Genomic DNA, 25,500 nt, shown 5'->3' with positions numbered 1-25,500 from the left:
GCCATGCCTCACGACGCCCTGCTGAATGCCAATCCCGGTTTCCGACGGGCGCTCCGCTTCTATCAGGTGACGGCGTACGTCACGGGCGTGCTGCTGCTCCTGCTGTGCGTGGAGATGTTCCTGAAGTACGTCTTCCACCTCGAGGTCGAGGCGTTCGGCCCGTTCGGGTTCATCGCCCTCGTGCAGGAGGACACGACGACGGCGCTCAACCTGAGCCTCTGGGTGCTCATCGTGCACGGCTGGTTCTACGTCGTGTACCTCATCGCCTCCTACGTGCTGTGGCAGCAGATGCGCTGGCCGATCGTCTGGCTGATCGCGATGGCGGCCGGCGGTATCGTGCCGTTCCTGTCGTTCATCACCGAGTGGTTCATGTCCCGCCGGGCGAAGCGCGACCTCGTGCTCCGCGAAGAGCAGCGACTCGCCGCAGATGGCGAGGAGCAGGAGCTCCGCGAATTCGAGGCGAGCCTCAGCGAGTCGGAGCGCGAGCAGCTCGAAAGCGACGTACAGCAGTCGCTGGCCGAGCACGAGCGTCGCTCGAAGTAGCGCCTCACCCATCTTTTCCAGCCGCATTCTCTGCACCACCCGAAAGGTGTCCATGGCAACCACCGACCCGCAGGCCGCAGCTCCTCAGCAGTCGACAGATCAGCGCCCCGTGCTCGTCGTCGATTTCGGCGCACAGTACGCGCAGCTCATCGCTCGGCGCGTTCGCGAGGCGAGCGTCTACTCGGAGATCGTGCCGCACACGATCTCGGCAGAAGAAGTCGCCGCGAAGAACCCAGTTGGCATCATCCTGTCGGGGGGCCCCTCGAGCGTGTACGCCGAGGCGGCTCCGTCGCTCGATGCCGGCATCCTCGGGCTCGGCGTTCCGACGCTTGGCATCTGCTACGGCTTCCAGGTCATGGCGACGCAGCTCGGTGGGGAGGTCGCGAAGACGGGCCGCCGCGAGTACGGCTCCACCGCCGTCAAGCTCGAGGCGGGCGAGTCGAGCCTGCTCGACGGTCAGCCCGGCGAGCAGACGGTGTGGATGAGCCACGGCGATTCCGTTGCCCGCGCGCCTGAGGGCTTCACGGTGCTTGCCACGACGGAGGACACGCCAGTGGCGGCGTTCCAGAACACCGAGCGCGGCCTGTACGGCGTGCAGTGGCATCCTGAGGTGCTGCATTCGGAGCACGGTCAGGCGCTCATCGAGGGCTTCCTGCACCGCGCCGCCGGCATTCCGAGCGACTGGACGCCCGCGTCCGTCATCGACGAGCAGGTTGCGCGCATCCGCGAGCAGATCGGTGACGCCAAGGTCATCTGCGGCCTCTCCGGCGGCGTCGACTCCGCCGTCGCGGCTGCCCTTGTCTACAAGGCGGTGGGCGACCAGCTCACGTGCGTGTTCGTCGACCACGGCCTGCTTCGCCAAGACGAGCGGCGCCAGGTCGAGGAGGACTTCGTCGACGCGATCGGCGTTCGCCTCGTGACCGTGGATGCACGCGAGCAGTTCCTCACGGCACTGGCAGGCATCACCGACCCGGAGGCCAAGCGCAAAACCATCGGCCGCGAGTTCATCCGCAGCTTCGAGCAGGCCGAGGTCGACCTCATCAAGGAGGCCCAGGAGTCGGGGGAGCGCATCCGCTTCCTCGTGCAGGGCACCCTGTACCCTGACGTCGTCGAGTCCGGTGGCGGCACCGGTACGGCGAACATCAAGAGCCATCACAACGTCGGTGGTCTTCCGGAGGACATGCAGTTCGAGCTCGTCGAGCCGCTGCGCACGCTCTTCAAGGACGAGGTCCGCGCCGTCGGCCGCGAGCTCGGTGTGCCGGAGCCCATCGTGGCCCGTCAGCCGTTCCCTGGCCCGGGTCTCGGCATCCGGATCATCGGCGAGGTCACCCAGGAGCGCCTCGATTTGCTCCGCGAGGCCGACGCGATCGTGCGCCAGGAGCTGACCGCTGCCGGCCTCGACACTGAGATCTGGCAGTGCCCGGTTGTGCTGCTCGCCGACGTGCGTTCTGTGGGCGTTCAGGGAGACGGCCGCACCTACGGCCACCCGATCGTCTTGCGCCCAGTCTCGAGCGAGGATGCCATGACGGCTGACTGGACACGCCTCCCGTACGACTTGCTTGCCCGTATCTCGAACCGGATCACGAACGAGGTCGACGACGTGAACCGTGTGGTGCTCGACGTGACCTCGAAGCCGCCGGGAACCATCGAGTGGGAGTAGTCCTCGGCGAGAGCTGAGCCGAACGGGGATGCACATCGTGCGTCCCCGTTCGTGCATTCTGTGCCAAGGAATGTGAAATCTGCGCAGAGTCATGTGACCGCAAGGTTGGGCCCCGAACTCGGTTCGGTTGACTCGACGCTGTCGGGTCGGGCGACCTGCGAAAGCTCCGGGCAATAGTGTCCGGGCATAAATGCCTGGTAGTTGAGGTCAAAACGGAGTAAGCGAAAGGTTTTCGGTTCTGCGAGTCGGGATTCCGGATTTCCGGATCAAGATTTTCCGACGTCCGGAAGGACAAAAACCGCTGTTTACGAGCCAAAACGTGTCTGGTCAACGTCGCTGGGTAGTGGCATGGTTGGGGTGTTCCACGACTTGCAAATTCACCTCCCCGCTCAGAGAGTTCGCGACATGGCACCACGATTCCCAGCTGACCCACTTCCCCAGGTACCCGTTGACACGGGCATGCTCCCAACTTTGCCCCGCGAGGATGAGCCGTCTGTGCGCCTGGTGGATCACGAGTTGCTTCAAGACGCTGCCAACCAGCTTCTCGAAATGAATCCCGACCACGGGCTGTCTGTCGAATATCAGGGTCAGTGGGTCTCGGTCATGCCGGGCGAGCGCATCGAGATCGGCCGGGATGCCGACATTCGCCTCGACGCGAACCCTTTCCTTCACCGCAAGCTCCTTCGGATTGCGGCGAAGGACGGGATCTGGTTCGTGTCGAACATCGGCACCCGCATGACGCTGAGCGTCGTCGACGGATCTGGGCGAGTACAGGCTCGGCTTCTGCCGGGCGCGCGTCTCCCTATCGTCTTCGAGCGAACCAGCATCCACTTCGCGGCGGGCGAACGACAGTACGAGGTGAAAGTGCATGCTGCTTCGCCGGTCTACATGGATCTCCCCGCTGGCTCCGGCGTCGGTCAGGAGTCGTCCGCCAGGGAGCTTACGCATATCGCGCTCACTCCAGCGCAGCGACTGCTCCTGCTCGCCCTGTGCGAGTCGGTGTTGCTGCGAGGCGAGAACGGCCTCGGAGATATCCCCACGAGCGCCCGCGCCGCAGAGCGGCTCGGCTGGACGGTCACTGCATTCAACCGCAAGCTCGACAATGTGTGCGAGAAGCTTGACCGCATCGGCGTCGAGGGGCTTCGCGGCGGAGCCCGCTCGTACGCAACCAACCGGCGCGCTCGCCTTGTCGACTACGCAGTGCGCAACAAGCTCGTCAACGAAGAAGAGCTGTACCTCCTGGATGTGGACCCGGAAGTCGGCTTCGAGGACCGCACCCTACCGGTGCGTCGCTAAGGCCGGGCACAGCGGCGGCCCGGCGATCAAATGCAGATGGGCTCGCCCATGTCGATGCGAGCTCCGTCGATCGTGTAACTGCCGACGGCGCACAAGAGCGTGTCCGGCGTCTTCCTCACGAGCAGGGTCGTATAGGCCCCCTGGACTCCGTGCTCGGTGGCCTGTTGGCGGTCGGGACCATCGGGCGCAGTCTCGGGATAGATCGCTACTGACACGGTGTTGCCGACCATCTTCTCGTCGTAGCGCGTGATGCGGCCCCAACCGGCGTAGCACTCGTTCGACCAAATGATCTCCAGGAGTGCGTCGTCCGGACCTGTCACGGCCGTCGCAACGGCGGCGTCGTCGACGCATTCCGTGAACGCAGGGTCATCACCATTGTCGACGGTGATGCGCGGCTGATCGGCAAGGTCGGCCCTCGCCTCACTCTCGAGCGACGACGTCACCGCGAGCGGAACGACAAGCAGCGTCACGAGGGTCGCTATCGCGGCGCCGGCCGCGAAGCCCCCGAGGCTGGCGATCACGGTCGATCGACGGCGCCACCAGGCGGCGGGCGGTTCTGAGGCTTCTCCGGTGGGGACGGGCGGCCTTTGTCCGCCCGCAAGTCCGTCTCTCCGTTCCAGCCAGGCCTCCATGTCCGCGCCGAATGCACGGACGAGGGCTGACACGGTGCGGGCCGACGGGACGGACTTTCCCGAGAGCGCGGCAGCGAGAACGCTCTTTGAGACGCCCGTCTGGCTGCTCAAGAGCTCGTACGTGGGTGAGCCCGCGGCGATGCGCAGCTTGCGCAGATCGGCGGCGAACTGCTCGAGGGGGTCCTCGTTCTGCGGGGGCGCGGGGATCTCTGTGGTCAAAGTCGGCCTCTCAGTATCGTTGTGGGGTAGTGGATCTTCGGCATGGCCTACTTGTTTTTCATCTACTGGAGTGAGGCGGCACCTCCTCGAGTTGGGAATTGTCCGGATAAGTATCGCGGTAGATGGCACCCGGGTGCTGGCCAATTCTATGGGTCATGTCACCGGGGTTCGAGATCTTTGATAACCGGGTAAGTAGGGTAATTCGAGGTGCTGCGACACTCTTGAAGAAGTCTGGCTCATCCGACACAACGATGGGTAATGTTTACCTTTGACTGATCTGCAGGTCAGTGATAGCTTTGCCCTCGTTCGGCTGTAGTTCATGCGAGGTGTAATCCTCTGCGGCGTGTCGAGAGTCTTCGATGGTCAGCCGCGCCGCGTTTCTGGGCTGTTAGTGCAAGAAGATTCGTGCAATTTTTTGGTTTGATCACAGGTCTCGTGGCGGTTCGTCAGGCACGCAAACCTGTCGTCATCCTCACCGCTGTGTCCCAGCGTTTATCACAGAGTCGTGGTCGTTATGGTGCACATGTGTATCTTCGCGAATTTTCATACTATTTTGTCCGGGTAGTGTGTGGATATTTGCGCTTGACCATAGTGTGACACTATCGTTTCGCCAGATAGAGAGAATGTGACCACCTACTAAGGGGAGGTGCTGGGATGGATCCACTTGTTCACGACCCTGATTCCGTGCAGGCCGACTCTGACGCGATCCCGCGAGAGGCTGATCCTGACGTTCGAGCCAGCATTGAAGATTTGGGTGCACCCACCACGCAACTTGAGCAGACTGAGTCAGCGCGTCCGAGCGGAACTGAACAAGAAACTGTCTCCGCAGTCGTGGTTGCGCCCTCCACGGACTCGATTCCGGAGGAAGAATCAGCTTCTGAGTCTGGGATGGCGGCCCGCGCACTTCTTGAGACGATAGCGATGCTGAACTCGTCAATCGAGGGCTTTCAGGCTCGTTCTGCGGCTTACGAGGAGGCTAATCGCCAGCTACATGCCAGGAACGAGGCCTTGCACCAAGATCAGGTGCGGTCGCTCTTGAAGCCCGTCTTCGAGCGTCTTGCGTCCTTGCATGCCCAAGCTTCTGAGATGAGTTCTGGCCACCACGCAAACGACTCCGAAGTTGCTGACGATTTCACATTCTTTGCAACCGCGATCGAGGAGCTGCTCGAGCTGTATGACATCGTCTCGGTCGGTGCCTGCGCCGGCGACGCCGTTAACGCTAGGCAGCACGCGGTAGTTCGTGTGAAAGTGACTGATCGCCCTGAATTGGATGGGGTCGTCGCGCGCGTTCAGCGCCAAGGGTTCGCCTATTCCGGAGCCGGACGGACCATGTTGCCTGCCCGAGTGATTGCCCATCGCTATGTCGAGCGGGCCGTCCATGCGAACAACCAGAGCGTCGCAGAATCCCGCGACCCGTCAACCGAACAGTCGGCCACGTCGACTTCGTCTGCGGAGTAGCAAAAGACCAACTTCGTAGTTCGATATTTTCCTCGCAATGATGCACATCTAGAACGAAACGAGCGCGAATGAACGACTTTGCCTACGGCATCGACCTTGGCACCACGTACTCAGCGATTGCGCGGATTAGCGACCTGGGTGCCCCCGAGATAATCCCGAACTTTGAAGGCGACTCGACCACGGCATCGGCTGTCTATTTTGAGAGCCCTGGTTCCGCGATCGTGGGAGCCGAGGCCAAACGAATCGCAATTTCTGACCCGGACAACTCATGTCTGCTTATAAAGCGGCACATGGGTAGCGAGTACCCGCAGGAGTTTCAGGGTGAGACGTACACGCCCGAGGCGATCTCCGGGTTGATCCTAAAGGAGCTCGTCAACGCGGCGAACAATACGACAGGGCTTGACGTCTCGAAGGTTGTCATCACGGTCCCGGCCTACTTCGGAGTACAGGAGCGCGAGGCCACCCGTCAGGCGGGAACGATTGCCGGTCTCGAGGTCGTGGGCATCGTCACGGAACCGGTTGCTGCTGCGCTTTCGATCGGGGCCCGCAACGAGGGGGCTGAAACGGTCCTCGTCTACGACCTAGGCGGCGGGACGTTTGACACCACAGTCATGACGGTCGGCAACGGCAGAGTAGAGGTTATTGCCGTGGACGGCAACCGCAAACTGGGGGGCGCGGACTGGGATGAAGCTCTGGTTGAACTTATCGTCGAGAAGTTCATGTCTTCGGCAGACCTAGGTGACGAAGACCCCCGCCATGACGAGGAGTTCATGCTAGATCTCCGTCTTGAAGCGGAGAACACAAAAAAGTCTTTGACAAAGCGCGATAACGTCACGATCCGTCCGTCCTTCAACGGCACCAAGGCCAGTGTAGAAGTGTCCAGGAGCGAGTTCGAAGTCGCCACCCAACACCTACTTCTGCAGACGGTGGATATCGCTCAGCGCACAGTCGAGATTGCCGAAGCCAAAGTTCCCGGACTGCGTATCGACCGTGTGCTCCTTGTTGGTGGCTCGTCTCGGATGCCAGCGGTGCGGTTCACGTTGAAGGACAAGCTCGGCTGGGACGCACAGGACACCGAGTTTGATTTGGCGGTCGCCAAGGGTGCTGCTATCTACGGCCAGGCTGCGGTCGAGGAGATTCTCGAGACTGGCGATGAGGATCGACCGGTAAACAGCCACCCCGGGGACGCACCAAGACCATTTCTGCCAGGCTCCTCGGCGACCTTAACCGTAAAGAACACGCTGTCGCGTTCAGTCGGCATTCGGTTCTCCAAAGACGAGTTTGATGAGGTCGGCTACATTGATTTCTTCGCTCACTCAAACGACGGCATTCCCATGGCCCCAGAGCCGATTCGGGCCGCTACGAACAGCGAAGGCCAGACGTCGGTCGAAGTCAGCCTCTACGAGCAGGCGGGCGAGCGAGAGTCAACGACGGTAGTCGACAACCGCCTGCTTAAAGACGCGATTCTCCCGCTCCCAAAGCCTATGCCTCGGAACTCGCCTATCGAGATCGAGATCAAGATTTCGGGCGAAGGCCTCGTGACGGTGATAACCACGGACCCCGCGAGCGGGTCATCGATTGAGATGGAAGCATCCGTCAGCGTCCTCACTACCGAGCAGGTCGCGGAGGAAACCGTCAAGGTGAGCTCGCTTTCGCTGCGCTCCTGACCCCTGCGTTTTGGGAGAGGAAATAGGGCACTCATGGCATTCGAATTCAAGGTGTACCGAGACGATGTCCTCAAGCCGAACGCACGTGGAGAAGGGCACGAGCAGCTGAGGGAAGCTCTCTCTGAGTTGCAGCAGAACCCGTCGAGCCGTGCCTACGTTCGGCTAGATCTTCACACACTCTTCGCTATTCCGAGTCCCGTCGGCGCGACTGAGCTGGCTGAGTGGAATCGCAAGATTGTCCCGGCGCTAAATAAGTCCTCTGCTTCCCTTTCCTCCGCGAAGCTGCTGAAGGATCTTCTCGAGATTCTCAAGGATCGCGGCGATATTCTCGAGCCTGAGTTTTGGGGCAGGCTGCAGGCGCAACGGGCTGAGGTCGTGCTCGAGCAACTGCAAGAAGGGATTGGGCAGCTTCGGCCCGAGTATCCATTGGGGGTGGTGACGCTTGAGGACATCACATCACGCCTGGCCACGATCGGAGTATCAGGCGTCACGCCATCCAGCATCACGAGTGCCGCAGAGTCGGCTGGCCTCAAAGTGTTCCCTGCTGTGGCGTTGCCAGAGAACGGTGTCCCGCAAGCGCTGAAAACGATCTGGAAACAGATGAGCCGACACACGGAATATCGAACAGTCCTAGACGTTCTCCTGCTTCACCGCCTGGACGAACTATCCAACGTCGCAGTCATCGAACATTTGCGGAGCGGATCCAACTCGATCGGCCTCACAGACATCGACGCGGCACGTGCGAAGGGAGAACAGAGTTCTGACACCGATGCGCTCCAGGACGCGCAGAAGTTTCTGGGCGCGCTTCGAGAGCACTGCAAGATGCAGTCCGACCTCAACGGGGTCGTGCTCGCCACGTTGCTCGAGTTTGTTGAGGCTCGCCTGACCCGTGGTCGCCCCAGGCTCACGATTCGGGATGAGCTGGTGAGCGCCGGTATCGCACCCGCCGATGCGGCAAGGCTGGTCTCGGCGGTATCCGCATCCGGCGTCGCGGGCAGGAAGGCGAAGGGTGCAGGCCTCGAAGAGGTCCGTGCGCTTCTCGCACAAGCACAGCTCGCGGAAGCCGAGCGAATGCTGTCTTCCATCGACGCGGGAGAAGGAGAAGAAGCTCGCGAGCATCGCTCTGTCACGGAGTTGCTGCAAGCGCTGCGTGTCAAGAAGGAAGGGGCTGTTGGCAGGTACGCGTCTGCCCTCGCGGTCCGGGATTTCGTTGCGGCGGAGATAGCCCTCCGAGATGCGATCCAGATCGACCTTGGCGACGACCATCTCACACAACTGCGCGACGCGCTCCCCCCACCGGCACCCCGCTCCTTGCAGGCACGAGTGGATAGCGACGCCGTCGTGCTCACCTGGGCGACGGTCGCCGACGAGAGTATTCTCCATTCGGTCGTTCGCGGTGACGAGCATCCGCCGATCTCACACACCGACGGGACGATGGTCACGGCGTCTAAAGCCGGCAACTCAGTCCGAGACGAGCGCGGCAGCGCTGGTCAGCAGTCTACGTACGCCGTTTTCGCTACACGGGACGGCAAGGTATTTTCCGATCCGGCCATGATCGCAGTAACCCTGCTCCCTGTTCCTCACGCTTTTAGGGCGGTGACGCACTCAAGCGGTGCGCGACTGACATGGACTCGTCCGGACCTCGCCGCTGGCGTCATCGTGACGCAGACAGATCCAAGCGGAGCATCACAGGTGACGCAGGTTCTTCGAGGCTCTGAGCTGAGCGTCGAGAAACTTACTACCGGAACCTCGTATCACTTTACGATTCAGGCGATCTACCTCTTGGCTGAGGGCCGCAGGCTGTCCGACTCGACGTCCATTACCGTCGTTCCCCGTGGCGTGGCGTCTGCGGTGCTAGACCTCGATCTGTCGATCGGCACCCTCGACGGCCAGAACGCGCTGGATGCGACTTGGACTGCGCCGGCAGACGCCGAGATCGAGTTCTGGCAGTTCGAGAGTGGTGCCGACCTACAGCCGGGGGCCCACATTGCGCCTTCTGCGGTGACAAAGCTCGGAGGTAGGCGGATGAGCGCGCTGCCGGGTCATCAGAGGGGATCTGCGACCTTCGAGTCGCCTACCGGCATTGTCAAGGTGGCGCCGCTGACGGTCACGGACGGCGGATACCTGGTCGGCACCCCTGTCGTCACCGGCGCAGCACCATCGCCTACCAACATTGTTAGCGAACAGTTTGGCGACGAGCTCCGTCTCTCTTGGGTTTGGCCGTCCGGGGACCACCTCATGGAGTTGAGATGGGTCCAGGAAAGCCGATCTCGTCGCAGACGTGTGACGCACGCTCGCTATCGCGCAGAAGGCGGCGCCAAGCTCGCGGGCGCGAGCGGCATCTCACAGCTCACTATCGCGACCGTGGACAGCCTCGACGACCGCGAGTGGACCTCTGCACCGATACCCGTCGAGGTAAATCTCTCAGCCGAGTCAGGACGTGCGAGCTACTCGCTACAAATCAAGAGGGCTTTGTTCGGAGGGAAGCGCACGATTCACATCAGCGCCAGGACTTCCGACCGCGGCATCCGGATCCCCGTCGACGTAATTCTAAAGCAGGGCACCATCATGCCGATGGATGCCAGCGAGGGGCGCACCCTGGCCCAGATCGATCTTGACTTCACGAGGAGCTCCGAGTATGCGCACCGGTTGGAAGTTGAAAAGCTCCAGTCGCCGTTTTGGATTTGCTTGTTCTCGCGAGATGCGAGCCTACAACTCGAGCCTCCCGCCACATCTGAAATGAAGGGTTGAACATGCTCGGTTCACTGTTCGGCAAGACGACTACTGCATGCCCCTATTGTTACCAGCAGCTCGATGTCGCAAAGGTGGCCTTCCGTTGCTCAGGGCGCGGGGCACCAGGCCGGCCAGCTTGCGAAGAAGTTACGGACCTGAAGCTCCGTCGCGTTTTCAACGACGCCACCCCGGTCATGCCAGCAATCACGCAGCGGGGAGCTGTGGGCTCGCCGACAGACGCTAACGGCGAGCCCCTCGACGTTCTGGGCCGATCATCGGCAACCTGCGGGTCGTGCGGCGGCGAGAGCGGAGTGCGCATGTGTCCTGAATGCCACAGCATCCTCCCTCGTAGCCTCGACAACGATTCACCGCTCTTCGGCCTCGTGGGTGTCAGAAACTCTGGTAAGACGGTCTTACTCTCCGTCTTGCATAAGGAGCTCGTGCGCAACGTTGCCAGAAGGTTCGACGCTTCAATCGACACACCTGGTGGCTCCAGTGGGCTCGCGCGTGACCTCGCGCAGTTCGAGGCTGACATGTCTGGTGAGCAGGGCTCGCTGCCTCGCCAAACCCCCGCAACTGGTGGGCAGAAGAAGCAACCGGCCGTCTACGAATGGAAGTACGTCAATAAGGGCAAGACGAGCGCAACGATTTTCTCCTTCTACGACAGCGCGGGCGAGGACGTCTCGCAGCAGGGCGAAGCAATGAAGCAGCAGTACCTCGGCGAATCATCCGGGGTCATTCTCCTCCTTGACCCGTTCGCGTTTCCGGAGAACCTGTCGCGCGCTAAAGAACGGGGTGTCGGGACCGGGGCAAATCAGGACACGCCGGAGGGCGCACTGAACGGCATCACCTACATGCTACAGACAAGCAAGAAAGTAAAGCGGAACAAGCGGATCAAAACGCCGATCGCTGTTGTGATCTCTAAGATCGACGCGTTCTTCGACCAAGTTCCTGCTAATCATCCGCTCAGGCAGTCTTCGTCCACTGACGCTGTCTTCGACGAGGCAGAGTCGAAGACGATCCACGACCACGTTGCTGCCATGGTCACTAGATGGGGAGGCGATGGCCTGCTACGTAAGCTTGAGCAGGAGTACGAGAATTTTCGCCTTTTCGGGGTCTCAGCTCTAGGTGCAGAGCCGGAGTACCTGTCCGCTCGCGTAAACGAACGTGGTGTCCTCCCTCTTCGCGTCGCGGACCCGCTGCTCTGGTTAATGGCGGACCGAAATTTTATTCAGAAGAGCGATGGCTGATTGCTATGACTTTTGAAACTGCCCTGTTCACGGATGTTGATAGGCACGAAGCAGTCGACGGTGTTGACGGATTCAACTTCCAGTCGGCCTCTTTCGGACTAGACGGCGTCGACATGCGGAACATCCGAGAAGTCATGCTGCATCAGACCAGCAACCGCTGGCCGCTAGACCGAGATGAAGTGGAGCACCCAACGACGTCGGCCTATGCGCGGATCGAGGGGCGCCACTACCTTTCCCGAGGGGTGTCCACCGGCAAGACTCACAACGGACGCCGCGGTAACCAGCTAACGCAGGCAATTGTCACGCATAACACCGGCGATATCGTGCCATATCGCCCTGCGCAGCTCCACTCGACTCCGGCCTGGCGCCTTGAGAAGGCGGCAGGTAAAGTGTGCGATCAGTGGTTCGCTCCAATCGAAGTCCATCCCAGCTTCGAGTCCGAAGCGCTCTTGGAATGGGCGCGTGAAGATCCTTGGGCGCTTCAGGTACTTCCGAAATACGTCAGCATGCTCGAGCAGGCTCGTGAACCCACGGCCCGCAAAGTCGTCGTTATCCACGATGACCTCGACACAGTGTTGCGGTGGTTCGCCCTAGGTTCGCTGCTCCTCGACGTGGATGCGGCGCTCGACCTCGAGTACCGTGCGTTCGTTACAGATGCGTTCCAGAATCGTGCGCAACTCGTTGGCGTGCACCCAGACTTGCAGAACGGGCCTCTCGTTGGCGCGCACACGTTGGACCTGCTGGCACGCACGATCAGCGACATTGAGGTCACTCCCTCTGCCCGTCTGGTATCGGAATGGGTGCGCAGGTTGGATGCGTTCGATGCCCTCGAAGTCATTGGCCTGGCACGCCGCTGGATGCCCGTCCTCGGCACAGAAGATGGTGCGGCAGGGGCAGTCCTGGTGACGGGCGAGCAGAGACCAGAGATCAAGGGGCGTGAGGAGTGGGTCCTCGCAGTTAGGGTCATCGAAGGTCTGGCCAGGGGTGGGCTCGAAGATGATCTCAAGCTCTACCTCGACGAGTTGGCTGTTGCAGTCGGCGCCTACGGCCTTCGGGGCGGAGACGACTTTGCTCGTGCAGCGCGGGCGATCAGATTCGCCGCTAGGTCAGGGATCGACGGATTGGTCTCGGCCGTTCTCTACCCTACGCTGAGGTGCTTGGCGAATGATCCGGAATCGACGCTCCGTTGGACGGAGGAGCTGAATCCGGATGGTGCCTGGCAGTGGCCGGAGAGCCTTGACGAGTCTGTCGTCGGCGCGGCGCTGAGCAGGATCATTGCTCACGCAGATGAGCGTGCTCTACCGTCGCTGTTCGTCCTCGCGAAACCGCTGCGGAGGAACCTGATAGCCGCGGAGGTATCGCCGGCGCTCAAACGTGCCCGTGTGCACGCGCTCGAATCCCCGAGCTACGTAGCCGCGCTGGAGAACGGACTCGCAGGAGACCAGCTCCTCGATTGGATTCGCGGAGCGCTGGCCGACAACTTAGAGACGGCCCACGCAGGCTCGCGCACTCAGGCTCGTCTCGAAGCTGGTGAGTGGGACTTTCTAGGTGAAGCCAGGGAGACCAAGCTCACGGCTGGGATTGAGCGCCTCAGTCCTTGGCTAGCTGCCGCTAAGGTGGGCCGCCAACCGATCGACGAGCGTGCGTCAACGATCTCCGAGATGGTCGTTCGGCCAGGAATCAGCACCTGGGAGGTCGCCCTTGTCGGGGCATCGCTGCCGAGAGACGCAGAACTCTTTGTCAGTTGGATCACCACGATTGGCGTCGCGGACACACTTCGGGCGAAGCTCCAGCCGCTCCTAAACGTCGCCGTCGCGCAAGATCCTGAAAAGGCCAAATCGAAAGAAGTCGCGGCCTGGATTTCTATCGTCGCGGCTCTTCTCAAAAGTGATCCGACCGACGCGCTGTACGCCCGGTCCGCCGACCGGCTCGATGATCTGGACCGCAAGATTCCGACTTCAATCGACCAATTCAAGGGAATAGTCGACCAGATGGCTGGTTTCTTCGGTAAGAAAAAGAAGGAGTAAGAGATGCCCTACGTCATCGCGTTCATAATCGGCGCAATCATAGTGGTTTTCCTGATCTGGATCGTCGTCGTCGTCGTCGCTCGGATCCTCGGCTTTGTCATCGGCTACGCGATTATCGTTGCGGCTCTTGCCTTCGTTGTTGGACTCGTCTGGGGCAATGTGCTACCGATCCGGCTTCTCCGAGGAAAATCGCAGACGGTATCCCAGGTCGCCTCCCCAAGTGCTGTGGTCGCCGGAGATGTATTCAGCGGCCCCCCGAGAGGCGCATCTGCGAACTTCGGTTGGGATGCTGCGTGGCCGGTGTATGTTCCCTACCAGCTACATCTGGACCAGGGCGGGGTGCTCACCGAGACCAAACGACTAACCGGTGCGATCCATATGGGCTCGTCAAGAGCGTGGCCCGTGGGCGAGCACCTAGCAGTCAAGGCCGTCTCTCGTGTCCTTTGGTTCGTAGTCTTAGGTATACCCACATTCGGACTCACGCTGGGCATTTGGACTGGGAGTCTGTTGTGGCTGGTGATCTCGGCGTTGTTCCGCCTTGTCGTGTCCGTCAGTCAGCGCCTAGCTTCGTTTTTCCTACGGCAGCGCGAGCTCCGTCACATGAAAAGCAGCAATGCACTTGTGAGGTGCACGCACTGCTACCGCGAGACGGATATGCCGAGTTTCCGTTGCTCCGATCCGAGCTGCGCTCGCACGCATCGCGACATGGCACCGGGACCGCTCGGTATCCGTACCCGTATCTGCGAATGCGCGGAGGCGCTGCCCCTCACCGTGGCCCGTGCATCTCGGGCTCTGATCGCCCTTTGCCCTCACTGCGAAAAGGAACTTCCTTCCGGTTCCGGAACGAGACGTGTTGTCGTCATACCTGTCTTTGGGACGGTTGGCTCGGGCAAGACGCAATTCCTCGCGGCCAGTGCGGTCGGGCTCCACGATAAGCATTTAGACAGCACCGACGATCTCAGGTTGACGCCTCTTAGCGGCACCGCAGACCAATTCCTCATGAATTCCGTGGAGGAGTCGGATGCAGGGCGAGCCCCGCTCAAGACGCAGCGGCTCGAGCGCCCAGAGGGACTCCCGTTCGAGGTCTCGTATGCTGGTGCCACGTTCGAGCTGCACCTCATGGACGCCGCTGGAGAGAACTTCGTTCGGGCTGAAGGCTCGCGCTCTCTCGGCTATCTCGACATCTCAAACACGCTGGTCTTTATCCTGGACCCTCTAAGCATCGAGGACGTCAACCAGCAGCTGAAGCTGCATCCCGTTGCGAGTTCAGCCGAGGTTGCACAGGGCTCGCCAAACGACTCGTACGGAAGCGTCGTGGACCGACTACGCGATGATGGCGTCAACCTCGGGAAACGAAAGCTCGCGGTAGTCCTGACCAAAACAGACATAGCATCGCAGGTGTTCGCGGGAGATCCCGTTCCGCACGAGAGCGATGGCATCCGCAATTGGCTCACCGCCCACGGCGGAGACAGGCTAGCTCGACGTATCGAAATGGACTTCACCAACGTTCGCTACTTCGCGGTGGACTCCGTCCACCGTCAACCGGAGGACGCTCCGTTGAACCCGCTCAGAGTCATTGACTGGACCGTGCTCAACCACGGCGGTGCAGCAATCTCTTCCGTCGCATCCCCGGAGACCCCGGTAGCAGTGGAGTCGGAGGTCCGAGCGTGAGCACGAAAAACACCATGATCGATCACCTGCCAAAGCGCTATTGGCGCTTCCGCAATATCGTATCCGCGACTCAGCTGCTAGTCCTGTTGATGCTCTTCGCGGCCGTGCTGACCTGGGCAGCAACCGACGGTAACGGAGTGAATGCCGTGACGCAGTACTACGAGTTCTCGCAAACTTTCTCCGCATGGGCGAACGCCACCTTCAAGTTCCCTTGGGGTGGCTAGGTGTCCGTCATCCAGAATCTTGCGTCTTGGCTGACCAGTAGGAAGCGACCACAACAAGGTTTCAAGCAAGCGCCCAAGGCTTCCTCATCTAAGGCTCCTGGTCCCGGACCTGGCCATAGGCCGACAACGATCCCACGTGCTACAAGTTCAGGCGCTCTGACCGGCTTCGAGCCCAATATTCTGAAATCGCAGCAGCCGCTCATCTCGATCCACGCCAAAGGTACAGCCGGACTGGGTCTTTTCGACACAAAATTTGAAGCCAACCGTGTGCACTCTGGTCAGCTCGGCGAAATGGGCTTTTATAAGGCGCTCTGTTCCACGGGTCTCATCGACGCTGGGTCTTCGTATTGGTCGGTGGCTATGCCTGCTGAAGGGAGGAAAGCGCGACGAGACCCCAAATTTCAGACCGACATTGATTGTGTGATTGTGCAGGGGCGCTCAATGCTACTGCTCGACCTCAAGTACTACGCATCCGGCGACGTTACCTGGTTTAGCCCCGACGGAGATTATCTGCTGTGCCGGGATAACCCGACTGGCAGAGAGATTGGTTCTCCTCGAAGGATGTCGCGCAACATGAAGATGGCTCATTCCCGCTTCAAGGCGCTATTCCCTGACCACGACGTGCGTGCCTACGTAGTCCTCATTCCGACGAACGCTGGCCTCGGCGAAATTGCAAGGGGGACGGCCTGGCCAGGGCACGTACCCCTAGTTGGGCTGCCCGATATTCTGGATGTACTGCGCGCCACTCCTCAGTCTTACGCTGAGAACGCGACTGACGCTGAGCTCCGGACACTCTTAAACGGATGAACGACGCGAATAGACAGGTAACGCGATGACGAAAAGTGTCGGCATTGATCTAGGGACAACATATTCGTGCGTGGTCCACTATTCGTCAGACGGCACGGAGACCGTTATTCCCACGCCCTCGGGTACTGAACTCACGCCGTCTATCGTGCACATCAGTGACCGCGGCGACGTCACCGTAGGCGAGGAGGCCAAGCACCTTGCAAGGACAGACCCGGATAACGTGATCGTTGGGATCAAGCGGCACATGGGCAGAGACCACATCCTGGAATTTGCGGGTGCAACGCTGACACCCGAAGGTATCTCGGCCCTTCTCCTTTCCCGTCTCGCAGATGATGCTGCAACGACGCTTGGTGTTCCCCGTGAACAACTACAGGCCGTGATAACCGTGCCCGCTTACTTTGGCGTCGCCGAGAAAGAGGCGACAGCAACAGCCGCCCGAATTGCGGGGATCGACTGTTCCGAGTTGCTCGCCGAACCCGTTGCGGCGGCGTATGCGTATGGGCTCGCTCTCGAGACCGAGAAGACGTCGCTCATCTATGACCTAGGTGGCGGCACCTTCGATGTCGCCGTCGTGGGGATTGACGGAGGGCAGCACCGGGTTTGGGCGGTTGACGGAGAATCAAGACTCGGAGGGTTGGACTGGGATGCCAGAATTCAAGACCTGCTCTGGGATGAAGTCGCCGCGCTAGATGATGGAGAGGAGCTTCGCTTCGAAGAGGCGGTTGTTGCGGCCATAGAATCCGCTTCAGAGAAGATCAAGCGGAAGCTCACTGGCGCGCATGTGGTCACCGAGCGAGTTCGCTTGCAGGGGAGGAACATAGAACTCAGGATCTCGCGGGAGAAGTTTGAGGAAGTGACCAGCGACCTGCTGCTGAGGACCAGCGCCGCGACTGACCGAGTCATCTCCGCCGCCCATGAAGTGGGTGCTCCGAGCGTCGACCAGATTGTCCTCGTTGGAGGTTCAACGCGCATGCCCATGATTCGCAAGATGCTCGCGACTCGGTATTCGTTGCCCGTGATGCTCACCGACCCTGACCGAGCGGTGGCCCGCGGCGCATCTATCCTTGCAGAGCAGTTACTGGCCAAGCAACAGCAGCGGGCCATCACGATTGGGGGTATAAGGTCAATGGGGGCCTGTAGCCCCCGAATAACTTCCGTTATCCCTCGCTCGATTGGCGTGCTTGTTCATACGAGCCATGACCCATATTTCGAGGAACCCTACGTTCTGCACTTCGTCCCCGCGAATACACCACTTCCAGTCCAAGATCTGGCCTTCAACGTCGCGACTATAGTGAAGAATCAGGACCGCGTTCGCGTTCGGCTGTACGAGCAAGCGGGCAACAAAGCGTCGCCGAGCATCGCCGACAATCGGCCGCTCATTGAGGCCGAGCTCTCCGGGCTCCCAGACGGGCCCGCCGGCTCGAGGATAACCCTACAGTTAACGATCTCGGACGACGGGCGGATCCGACTGCAGGCGAGCGCCGGGCGCAGACAACTGCCCGTCGCTATCGAGTCCTTCATGCACGGGGTTTTGGATGATGCAGAGACCACGGCGCAGCAGGCAACGACTCGTCACTTACGGATGTTGAGGTGATCGAATGACTGGTTGGATCAAGAAATCCTTCGCCGCGGAGGGAGTGACTGAGTGGAAGCCAGGACACAATCTGGAACTGCTCGAAAAGCGGTTCGGAAACTCAGGGGCCGTTGTCCTTATGCTTGATGTGAGTGGTTCGATGCGAATGAAATCGGCTGGAAGAACAAACCTTGAACGCGCGGTGAGTGGTTGCGAGCGCTTTATAGAAGAGGCGATCGCAGGCGACTATGACGTTGGGCTCATTCTTTGGAATCAGGCGGTTGCGGCTCAGGTATCGCCGACAGGCGATGGAAGAGCTGCGAGGAAGCTCCTCTCGCGAGCCTCGGGATATACCGGAGGTAACGACGTTGTCCCCGGCCTCGAGCTCGCCGAATCGATGCTCTTCGACCTCGATGTGAAGGACCGCGTCATTGCTGTCTTCGGTGACGGTGATCTGGGGCCGCACGCGGCGCACGCCCGGACACTATCCGGGCGTGTGGGTTCGCGGGGCATCCGGATTCTCACCTTGGGGCTCGGAGATACCAGCGCGGCTGAGATGGCAGGCATTGAGACCGAGAACGCCTCGGGCTCCCCCCACGCCGCAACGACTGAGACATTGAGTGATGATATTCATGGTTTGGCACGACGTATGACTGCCCGACGTTCTAGACGTTGACGCCTTCGAGGCGTGTGTAATCGGTGTCAACTGTCGCGCTACTCACTGGAAAGCGATCTGAAGATGGGTTGGTCCACTAGCTACGACAAAGCCGCGGGCCGAATCGATGAAGGATCGATCTTCGTGCTCTTTTGCGCTGTCTCTTAATGGAGCGTCGAGCGATAAGTCCGCGTGCGAGAATTCGTCTTTATCACCTACTCGGCACCGGCCAAAGGCTAGTTCAAACAAGGTGTGACTGATCCATGAGGCGCTGACTGCCGGTAGTAGTAGATGTGTTGGTACCCGGTCCTCAGGGTAAACTTACCCATTTCACTACAACGCGAAATTGACTAACGTCAGTCCTGAAGGTGCCTGGCGCCGTCACTCGTATCCGAGACGAACACGTAGGAGCTACAGAATGTTCAAGACCGAAGCTGCCAAGATCGCCAGTGGCAATTGGAATCTCGAATCCAGTTGCACCAAGGGTCACACCGTGTTCAAGAACTCTTTCGGCTCTCGTGGAGACGCATACAAGTGCCCGTACTGCGGGAACGACGTTAGCTAGCACACCGATCGTAGTTCCACAGAACGCGCCCTCGTGTTCGTCAGCAAGTTTCTCTGCGGCGCGGCCTCATTCGCTTATTCAGTCGAGAGGCTTGACGTTAGAGGATCAGGGTTGGTCAGGTCCGCTAACACTCTGCATGTATCCGTTTGGTGGACGCAAAGGCGTCAGAAGTTGCGGTCGCCAGTCACGATTAGCAGATCCAGGCAGGGCGTCTCCGCAGGCGACTGAAAGCTGCCTTACGTGTAATCTGTTCAATTCCTCGACAAACGCGGCGCATCAACGAACCGCGGGTTCCCTGCGTTCTCGCAGACTAGGTAGGCCCTGGAAATGGCCAATGCGTCCAGATTCATCGCGTGCATTGCGTACTGAGATGTAGCGGGCGTCCAGATTCTAACTGCCAATGGTGAAGAGAGTGGAAGATTGATGCCCAAGAAGCGGGCCAGCTTACTCAACTCAGGTGGCAATCTCTACAAATTCGCAATGGGGTTACTGGCGACCTGTGCTCTCTCAGCGATTGGACTGCCGGGTCCGAACGTTGCGTTCTTTGTCGCTCTTGCGACTATGATTGCCATTCTCGTCCCGGCGACTTCTGTGCTCGCTGAACTCGCTTTCTCGATTATTGGCGTCGTGGCCTCGATACCCGCAATTTGGGCGTTGCTGTCCGGTTCGGGTTGTGTTGATCTCGGTGTCGGGGAGCTGGTGGGACGGTATGCGCTAGTACTTCTTCTTTTGATTCTCACCGCGGGCGCCGTCTTCGCTAGTGCCACGATCGGGGATAGACCACTACCAAGTCTGGGGCTTGGTCTCTTTGGTGGCGTCGAGATAGTCGCATTCATCATGGCTCCGGGAGGCTTGGATGCCATCGGACTCGGCCGGACGGGACTCCCCGTCATTGTCTTGGGAATAATCGTTGTGCTGCTTATTGGTGGCCTGCTGCCTTTCCAGCCTGAGATGGTGATTTTTGCTGCAGCTGGCGTCGTGACTGCGGGGAATATTTTGCTTGCGTCAGTAACGTCGCAGGCGGGCATCTGCGAAGGCGGCACTCAGGTTGCTGGAAACGACCTTCTATTGGTTGGCGGGGTTGTTACCTACGTTGTTCTGATGGCGTTTGGATTGCTCGTAAGTCGTGTACTTCGGGGTAAAGCGTGATTATGTATCGTTCTGTCCGGCTGCCTAAGTGTGTTGCACGCACTCACCGGAATAGGAACTACGGCCTCACACTCATGTGGCGCGCACAATGAATGTCGCTGGCAGGCGTCTTCACGAGAACACAGTCTGCGGCCCAAACCGGCTGGAAGCAGGCGTTGCGGCACTTGTGCGCATGGGGCTCGAGATGCGCTCACGCGATGATCTCTGAGCGAAGACCGTCCACGGTGTTTCCTCGAAGAACGAGATACACTGGTCCTCTCAACCGTCTGCGCGCCGTCTGTCCCTCGGCATGTACAAGTTTGGACTCGACCAGGTCTGATTTCCGGAGCGAAGACGAAGATGAAGGATGTGAGGCAGGGAGGTCCATGCCCTCGTCACCGTCTTGCCCGATCGTTCAGTGACGCACGAAAAGGGCTTATAGGCCAAAACGTGTGTATGAGCTCGCGCGTGTCATGACCTGCCTGCCCAGCCTGAGCGGTTCCAGAGGCCTTCCTCGGCGCTGAGGGTGGTGTCGTAGAACGCGACGAGAGCGGCCGAGTCGTCGGTCTCATCAAGTGCGGCGCTCGACTCGAGGGTCGCTGTCGTGAGCGTCGTCGGGATGAGCGCGTAGGCGTGCTCGATGGTGAGCTCGCGCGTGTAGAGGAACCATTCCGCGGCGCGTTTCATGTGTGCCTCGCTCATCCCGCGGTGATTGCGCAACGTGGTGCGGATGCCGTTGTTGATGCCGTCCTCGAGGGGGCTCGTGGTGCGCGCGTTCCCGTGGGAGACGTACGCGAACAGATGTCCGTTCCCGGAGAGCTTGCTCAGCAGTAGCCACGCTTTCCTCAGCCGGTCATGGGTCCACCACGAGGACCATCCATCGCTCGAGCGTTGCTTCGTGAGGTGCCCCTGCTGCTGCCACCAGGCCTGCAACCCCAGCTGCCACTTGATCGCGGAATCCGGATCGACGACCCGAGATATTGCCCTCGAGAGCTTCAAGAGATCTTTGCCCGCTTGGCTCCGTGGTCGGAGAGTGAGGTGGCGGCGAATGTTCATCTGGACGTGGAACACGCACCGCTGAATCTTCGTGTCCGGCCAGCAGGAGCGAGCTGCCGAAGCGAACTCGGAACCGCCGTCGCAGACCACCACAAGAGGGGCCGGGATGCGCGTCAGGAGGGCCGTCCAGGCGGCGGCTGACTCCTTCGAGCACCACTGCCACGCCAGGACCTGCAACTCCTCAGTGACCGCGATTAGCAGGCACCACGACCCGAGATAGATCCCGTCGATGAGCACGACCGGGTACGTCGACTCGACCGGCCCCAGCGTCGGCTCGATCTCCCAGCACCACGAGGTTCGTCGCCGGAGCGAGCGCCCGGTTTTCGTGTTCGTGATCTCTTGCTGGGACTGCTTCCCGAGCAGCCACTGCAGGAACTCCCTCAACTCGTTCCTGCGGGCGAGGTCAGCGCGCTTCCTGACGGACGAGGACCCGCAGTTCAAGCACCGCCACCGTTGCGTCCCCGCGGGAGTCTTCCCGTTCTTCACGAGCCGTTGCCCGCATACCAAACAAGTCGTCGTGTTGGCGTCGTTTCCCACGACTAAGGGTCCCGGACTAAGACCACCCCTCGACACGCCTGCAACGGAGGCCCTAGATCAGGATTCCATCCACACGTTTTGGCCTATAACCCACGAAAAGGGCCGCTCCTCTCGGAGCGGCCCTTCCTCGTGCGTGCGTGCGTTAATACGCTAGTTGTTGCCGCGCAGGATGGCGAGGACGCGGATGATCTCCACGTAGATGAAGACGACGGTGGAGACGAGGCTGTACGCACCGATCCAGCCGTACTTGCGGGGAGCGCCGCCTTCGACGCCGTTCTTGATGAGCTCGAAGTCCATGACCAGCATGTATGCACCCATGAGGACGGCGAAGATGCCGAGGATCACGCCGAGCGGGATGCCGAAGACCTCCATGGAGCGCATGCCCCACGGCCCTGCGGCGCTTTCGAAGCCGAACATCATCATGCCGAAGTTGATGAGCGAGAAGAGCGCGTAGCCGAGCATCGCGACGAGCACGATCTTCGTCATACGAGGGGAGGTGCGGACCTTGCCGAAGCGGAACAGCACAAGCGTCACGGCGACCACGGAGAACGTCGCAAGGACGGCCTGCATGGCAATGCCCGGGAACTGCGCCTCCAGGATCGACGAGAGTCCACCGACCAGGAGGCCCTCTGCCGCGGCGAACGCGAAGATGAGGCCCGTCTTGGGCTCGCGCTGGAAAGCCAGCACAAGCGAAAGAACAAGTGCACCGATCGCGCCGACGATCATGAGCATCGGGACGAACCAGGCGACGGCCGCCGCGACCAGCACGATGCCGAAGAGGCCGGCTGTCTTCGCGATGGTGTCCTCGTAGGACATCCGTTCCATCTGATCTGGAGTTGCGGGCGGAGCCTGGAACTGAGCGTTCAGCTGGTCTGCGGAAAGTGGGGCGGGAGGCTGCTGCCCGTAAGCCGGTGCGGCAGGCGCATTGCCGTACGAAGGACCCGCGGGTGCCTGACCGAACTGTTGGCCGTGCTGCCTGCGTGCCTCCCCGTTGAAGTAAGGGTTGCGTTCTAGCGCGGAATTCGCCATGGCTGTCCGTGAGTCCGTTCTGTGTCGAAGGTCAAGATGCCCGCCAGAGACGGGGTTCCCGGGATTCTAGCGAAAGAGTTCGTGAAAACAGCCTGGAGCTGTGCGCCCTCAGCGGACGCCGGCGGACGCGTTGACACGCGGACGAGTCTCGCGGCCCGTGTCGAGGAGCAGGCGGGGGAGCAGCAGAAACGCGCCGAGCACGATCGAGGCGACGATGACAAACGCGACCTCGGCGGTGTCTCCGATCGCGAGCCTCAGAAGCATGCCGCCGCCGACCGTCACGACCCAGACGAAGACGCCGGCGGGGAACGGCCGCCACGGCCGCCAGCGGAACAGCGTCACGAGCACCCACGCAGCAAGCAGACCAAGCACAAACGGCCACCCCGTCGTGACGATCCCAGCAAGCGAGACGCCCTCCGAGTGGCTCATCCGCCCGATGATGGCGAACACCACAATGAGGAGAAGATCCACGATGAGCGGGAGCGCGTAGCCCCCGCCAGCGCGATAGAAGGAACGAATTCGCGGCATGACGCCAACGCTACGCCTGGGTGCGGCAGAATACGCGCGTGAACGCGCCCATCCGCCCCACCTCGCCCCTGCTGATCGGGCACCGGGGTGCCCCTGCGTATCTGCCGGAGCACACAAGCGCGGGGTACCTCCTCGCCCTGCGGCAGGGGGCCGATGCGCTCGAGCCCGACGTCGTCCCGACCAGCGACGGGGTGCTCCTCATCCGGCACGAGCCGATGCTCGGGGCGAGCACGAACATCGCTGAGCGCAGCACCGAGTTCGGGCGCGCGCGGGAGATGTCGACGCCGGACGGCGCGCTCACGGACTGGTTCGCCCACGACTACACGTGGGAGCAGCTTCGCTCGCTCCGCGCCGTGGAGCGGATCCCGCAAATCCGGCCAGCCAACACGGCGCACGACGGGACGTTCTCACTGCTGCGGCTCAGAGACCTCGTCGAGCTCGTCGGCGATGAGCGGACGCAGCGAGGAGCGCGGCCACGCCTCGTGATCGAGCTCAAACACGCGAGCTGGTTCCGGGGTCTCGGGTTCGATCTCGCGGAGCTGCTCGAACGGGAGCTGGCGGGCCTCTGGGGGACTCCGGCGCTTGATGGCCTCGTGATCGAGAGCTTCGAAGGTGACGTGCTGCGCGAGGTGCGTCGGCGAGGGTTTGCCGGCGACGCTGCCCTCATCTACCTCATCGACAGCGAGGGCACCCCGCACGACCGACTGGCGCAAGACGGCCCGGCCGCCCGCGACTACGCCAGCGACCTGACTGACTCCGGGCTGGATGCGATCGCCGAGTGGGCGGATGGCATCAGCCCCAGCCACCTGCTGCTGGGAGTGTCAGACGAAGCCGGCGCCGCGCATCCGCACGCCGGCCGTGTGCTCGTCGAGCGTGCGCACACCAGGGGGCTCAAGGTGTTCACGTGGACGTTGAGGCCCGAGGACGACTTCCTGCCGCCCGCGCTCGCGGGACGCCCCGAGGAGTACTGGCGAGGCATCCTGCGAACTGGCGTCGACGGAGTGTTCGCGGATGCGCCCGATCGGGTGCGCGCGGTCATCGACGAGGCCTTCCGACGCTAGAGGCTGATCCCGACGACACGGGGCTCATCCCGACGACAGAAGTGCGAGGGATGCAGGTTCCCGTTCCCGGGAATCTGCATCCCTCGCACTTCTGTGGCTCGCACTTCTGTGGCTCGCACTTCTGTCCCTCGCACCGCTGTGGCTTGCGCCGGCGCTGGGTAGCGCGCGCGGGCGCTGGGCCTGCCTAGGCCTTCGCGGAGACCTGGTTCAGGGTCTTCAGCTCATCTTCGGTGAGCTCAAGGGTGAACGCATCGGTGATGAGCGGGAGCTGCTCGGCGGTGCGGGCGCTCGCGATGGGAGCGACCACTCCGGGCTGAGCCGCCAGCCAGGCGAGCGCCACGGTCCCAGGCTGGGTGCCGTGGGCATCCGCTATGTCAGCGACCGCATCCACGATCGCGTAGCCGTGGTCCGTCCGGTACTGCTCGACCGAGCTGGCGCGAGCCGAGTCGACCTCGGTGTCCTTGCGGTACTTGCCAGTCAGGAAGCCGTGCGCGAGGGCGAAGTAAGGTACGACGCCGATGCCGGACTCGCGGGCGAGCGGCAGGAGCTCGCCCTCGATGTCGCGCTCGAGCAGGTTGTACTCGGGCTGCAACGCGGTGGGCTGGTGCAGTCGGCCGTGCTCGACGGCCGCAAGCCATTCGCGGAGTCGCGCTGGCGAGTAGTTCGAGACTCCGATGGCCTTGATCTTGCCGGCGTCGACGAGTTCGGAGAACATGCCAGCCGTCTCCTCGATGGGCGTCTCCGGGTCGTCGCGGTGCGCGTAGTAGAGGTCGATCTGCTCGACGCCAAGACGCTGGAGGCTGTCATCGACGGCGGCGCGGACGTTGCCTGCGCCGAGCCCGGGGCGCTTGGCGAACTGCGCGACCTTGGTCGCGATGACGAGGTCCTCGGGGCGGCCGCGCGCGCGGATCCATTCGCCGATGATCGTCTCCGACTCGGCGCCCGAGTTGCCCGGGATCCAGGCCGAGTAGACGTCGGCGGTGTCGATGAAGTTGCCGCCGGCCTCGACGTACGCGTCGAGGATCGCGAACGACGCATCGCGGTCGGCCGTCCAGCCGAAGACGTTGCCGCCGAGGGCGATGGGGGAGACGGAGAGCGTCCCGCCGAGCGCGCGACGGGTGGGGGAGAGCTGCGTGGTCAAGGTGATTCCCTTCCGCGGCCCACGGGATGTCGGTGGCCGC

20 protein-coding genes are annotated in these 25,500 nt (G+C 61.5%); 15 read left to right on the top strand and 5 right to left on the bottom strand.

What is annotated here, in order from left to right; genetic code table 11:
* The first annotated feature begins 3 nt into the window (after nt 1–3).
* The 3 genes from C5B85_RS11805 (at nt 4) to C5B85_RS11795 (ending at nt 3,499) form a co-directional block, all read left to right on the top strand.
* The gene (locus C5B85_RS11805; RefSeq protein ID WP_104286228.1) at nt 4–543 is read left to right on the top strand and encodes a DUF3817 domain-containing protein; all 540 of its coding nucleotides are present in this window, start codon (nt 4–6) and stop codon (nt 541–543) included.
* A 52-nt stretch (nt 544–595) separates the two neighbouring features.
* Nucleotides 596–2,203 (top strand): glutamine-hydrolyzing GMP synthase, encoded by a 1,608-nt coding sequence (gene guaA / locus C5B85_RS11800; RefSeq protein WP_104286227.1) that lies wholly within the window; start codon nt 596–598, stop codon nt 2,201–2,203.
* A 549-nt stretch (nt 2,204–2,752) separates the two neighbouring features.
* Complete coding sequence (locus C5B85_RS11795) at nt 2,753–3,499, top strand: hypothetical protein (protein WP_104286334.1); 747 nt, start codon at nt 2,753–2,755, stop codon at nt 3,497–3,499.
* Between the two features lie 26 nt (nt 3,500–3,525).
* On the opposite strand, the gene C5B85_RS11790 is transcribed toward C5B85_RS11795, so the two are convergent.
* Nucleotides 3,526–4,350 carry a helix-turn-helix domain-containing protein gene (locus tag C5B85_RS11790; RefSeq protein WP_104286226.1) on the bottom strand — a complete coding sequence of 275 codons (825 nt, stop codon included), beginning with the start codon at nt 4,348–4,350 and terminating at the stop codon, nt 3,526–3,528.
* Between the two features lie 654 nt (nt 4,351–5,004).
* Between C5B85_RS11790 and C5B85_RS11785 the strand changes: the two genes are divergently transcribed.
* The 11 genes from C5B85_RS11785 (at nt 5,005) to C5B85_RS11735 (ending at nt 20,129) form a co-directional block, all read left to right on the top strand.
* Entirely contained in the window at nt 5,005–5,808 is an 804-nt protein-coding gene (locus C5B85_RS11785; protein ID WP_146077943.1) for a hypothetical protein, read from the top strand.
* Nucleotides 5,809–5,876: 68 nt separating this feature from the next.
* Nucleotides 5,877–7,475, top strand: coding sequence for an Hsp70 family protein (locus C5B85_RS11780; protein WP_104286224.1), 1,599 nt, complete (start codon nt 5,877–5,879; stop codon nt 7,473–7,475).
* Between the two features lie 33 nt (nt 7,476–7,508).
* Nucleotides 7,509–10,226 carry a fibronectin type III domain-containing protein gene (locus C5B85_RS11775; RefSeq protein WP_104286223.1) on the top strand — a complete coding sequence of 906 codons (2,718 nt, stop codon included), beginning with the start codon at nt 7,509–7,511 and terminating at the stop codon, nt 10,224–10,226.
* 2 nt (nt 10,227–10,228) lie between these two features.
* Nucleotides 10,229–11,458, top strand: a complete 1,230-nt coding sequence (locus tag C5B85_RS11770; protein WP_104286222.1) for a hypothetical protein — start codon at nt 10,229–10,231, stop codon at nt 11,456–11,458.
* A 5-nt stretch (nt 11,459–11,463) separates the two neighbouring features.
* Nucleotides 11,464–13,485, top strand: coding sequence for a hypothetical protein (locus C5B85_RS11765; RefSeq protein ID WP_104286221.1), 2,022 nt, complete (start codon nt 11,464–11,466; stop codon nt 13,483–13,485).
* Nucleotides 13,486–13,488: 3 nt separating this feature from the next.
* Nucleotides 13,489–15,156, top strand: a complete 1,668-nt coding sequence (locus C5B85_RS11760) for a hypothetical protein (protein ID WP_104286220.1) — start codon at nt 13,489–13,491, stop codon at nt 15,154–15,156.
* Complete coding sequence (locus C5B85_RS11755; RefSeq protein ID WP_146077942.1) at nt 15,153–15,380, top strand: hypothetical protein; 228 nt, start codon at nt 15,153–15,155, stop codon at nt 15,378–15,380. Before C5B85_RS11760 ends, C5B85_RS11755 begins: the two co-directional genes overlap by 4 nt.
* A 441-nt stretch (nt 15,381–15,821) precedes the next feature.
* Nucleotides 15,822–16,187, top strand: coding sequence for a hypothetical protein (locus tag C5B85_RS11750; protein ID WP_146077941.1), 366 nt, complete (start codon nt 15,822–15,824; stop codon nt 16,185–16,187).
* A gap of 25 nt (nt 16,188–16,212) precedes the next feature.
* On the top strand, nt 16,213–17,781 hold the full coding sequence (locus C5B85_RS11745) for an Hsp70 family protein (protein ID WP_104286217.1): 1,569 nt from the start codon (nt 16,213–16,215) through the stop codon (nt 17,779–17,781).
* Nucleotides 17,782–17,785: 4 nt separating this feature from the next.
* Entirely contained in the window at nt 17,786–18,436 is a 651-nt protein-coding gene (locus tag C5B85_RS11740; protein ID WP_104286216.1) for a VWA domain-containing protein, read from the top strand.
* A 967-nt stretch (nt 18,437–19,403) separates the two neighbouring features.
* Nucleotides 19,404–20,129, top strand: a complete 726-nt coding sequence (locus C5B85_RS11735; protein WP_104286215.1) for a hypothetical protein — start codon at nt 19,404–19,406, stop codon at nt 20,127–20,129.
* A gap of 450 nt (nt 20,130–20,579) precedes the next feature.
* Here C5B85_RS11735 and C5B85_RS11730 read toward each other — a convergent pair whose 3' ends face one another.
* The 3 genes from C5B85_RS11730 to C5B85_RS11720 all read right to left on the bottom strand — a co-directional run bounded on the left by C5B85_RS11730 (nt 20,580) and on the right by C5B85_RS11720 (nt 23,258).
* Complete coding sequence (locus C5B85_RS11730) at nt 20,580–21,701, bottom strand: IS1249 family transposase (protein WP_258070751.1); 1,122 nt, start codon at nt 21,699–21,701, stop codon at nt 20,580–20,582.
* Between the two features lie 150 nt (nt 21,702–21,851).
* The gene (locus C5B85_RS11725) at nt 21,852–22,730 is read right to left on the bottom strand and encodes a Bax inhibitor-1/YccA family protein (protein WP_104286213.1); all 879 of its coding nucleotides are present in this window, start codon (nt 22,728–22,730) and stop codon (nt 21,852–21,854) included.
* Between the two features lie 108 nt (nt 22,731–22,838).
* The gene (locus tag C5B85_RS11720) at nt 22,839–23,258 is read right to left on the bottom strand and encodes a DUF3054 domain-containing protein (RefSeq protein ID WP_104286212.1); all 420 of its coding nucleotides are present in this window, start codon (nt 23,256–23,258) and stop codon (nt 22,839–22,841) included.
* Nucleotides 23,259–23,296: 38 nt separating this feature from the next.
* Between C5B85_RS11720 and C5B85_RS11715 the strand changes: the two genes are divergently transcribed.
* Nucleotides 23,297–24,319, top strand: coding sequence for a glycerophosphodiester phosphodiesterase family protein (locus C5B85_RS11715; protein ID WP_258070749.1), 1,023 nt, complete (start codon nt 23,297–23,299; stop codon nt 24,317–24,319).
* 184 nt (nt 24,320–24,503) lie between these two features.
* Here C5B85_RS11715 and C5B85_RS11710 read toward each other — a convergent pair whose 3' ends face one another.
* Nucleotides 24,504–25,460, bottom strand: coding sequence for an aldo/keto reductase (locus C5B85_RS11710; protein ID WP_104286211.1), 957 nt, complete (start codon nt 25,458–25,460; stop codon nt 24,504–24,506).
* Between the last annotated feature and the right edge of the window lie 40 nt (nt 25,461–25,500).

This window comes from Pseudoclavibacter sp. AY1F1, assembly GCF_002931075.1.
Classification (GTDB): domain Bacteria; phylum Actinomycetota; class Actinomycetes; order Actinomycetales; family Microbacteriaceae; genus Pseudoclavibacter.
This window is presented reverse-complemented; position numbering and strand designations above follow the sequence as displayed.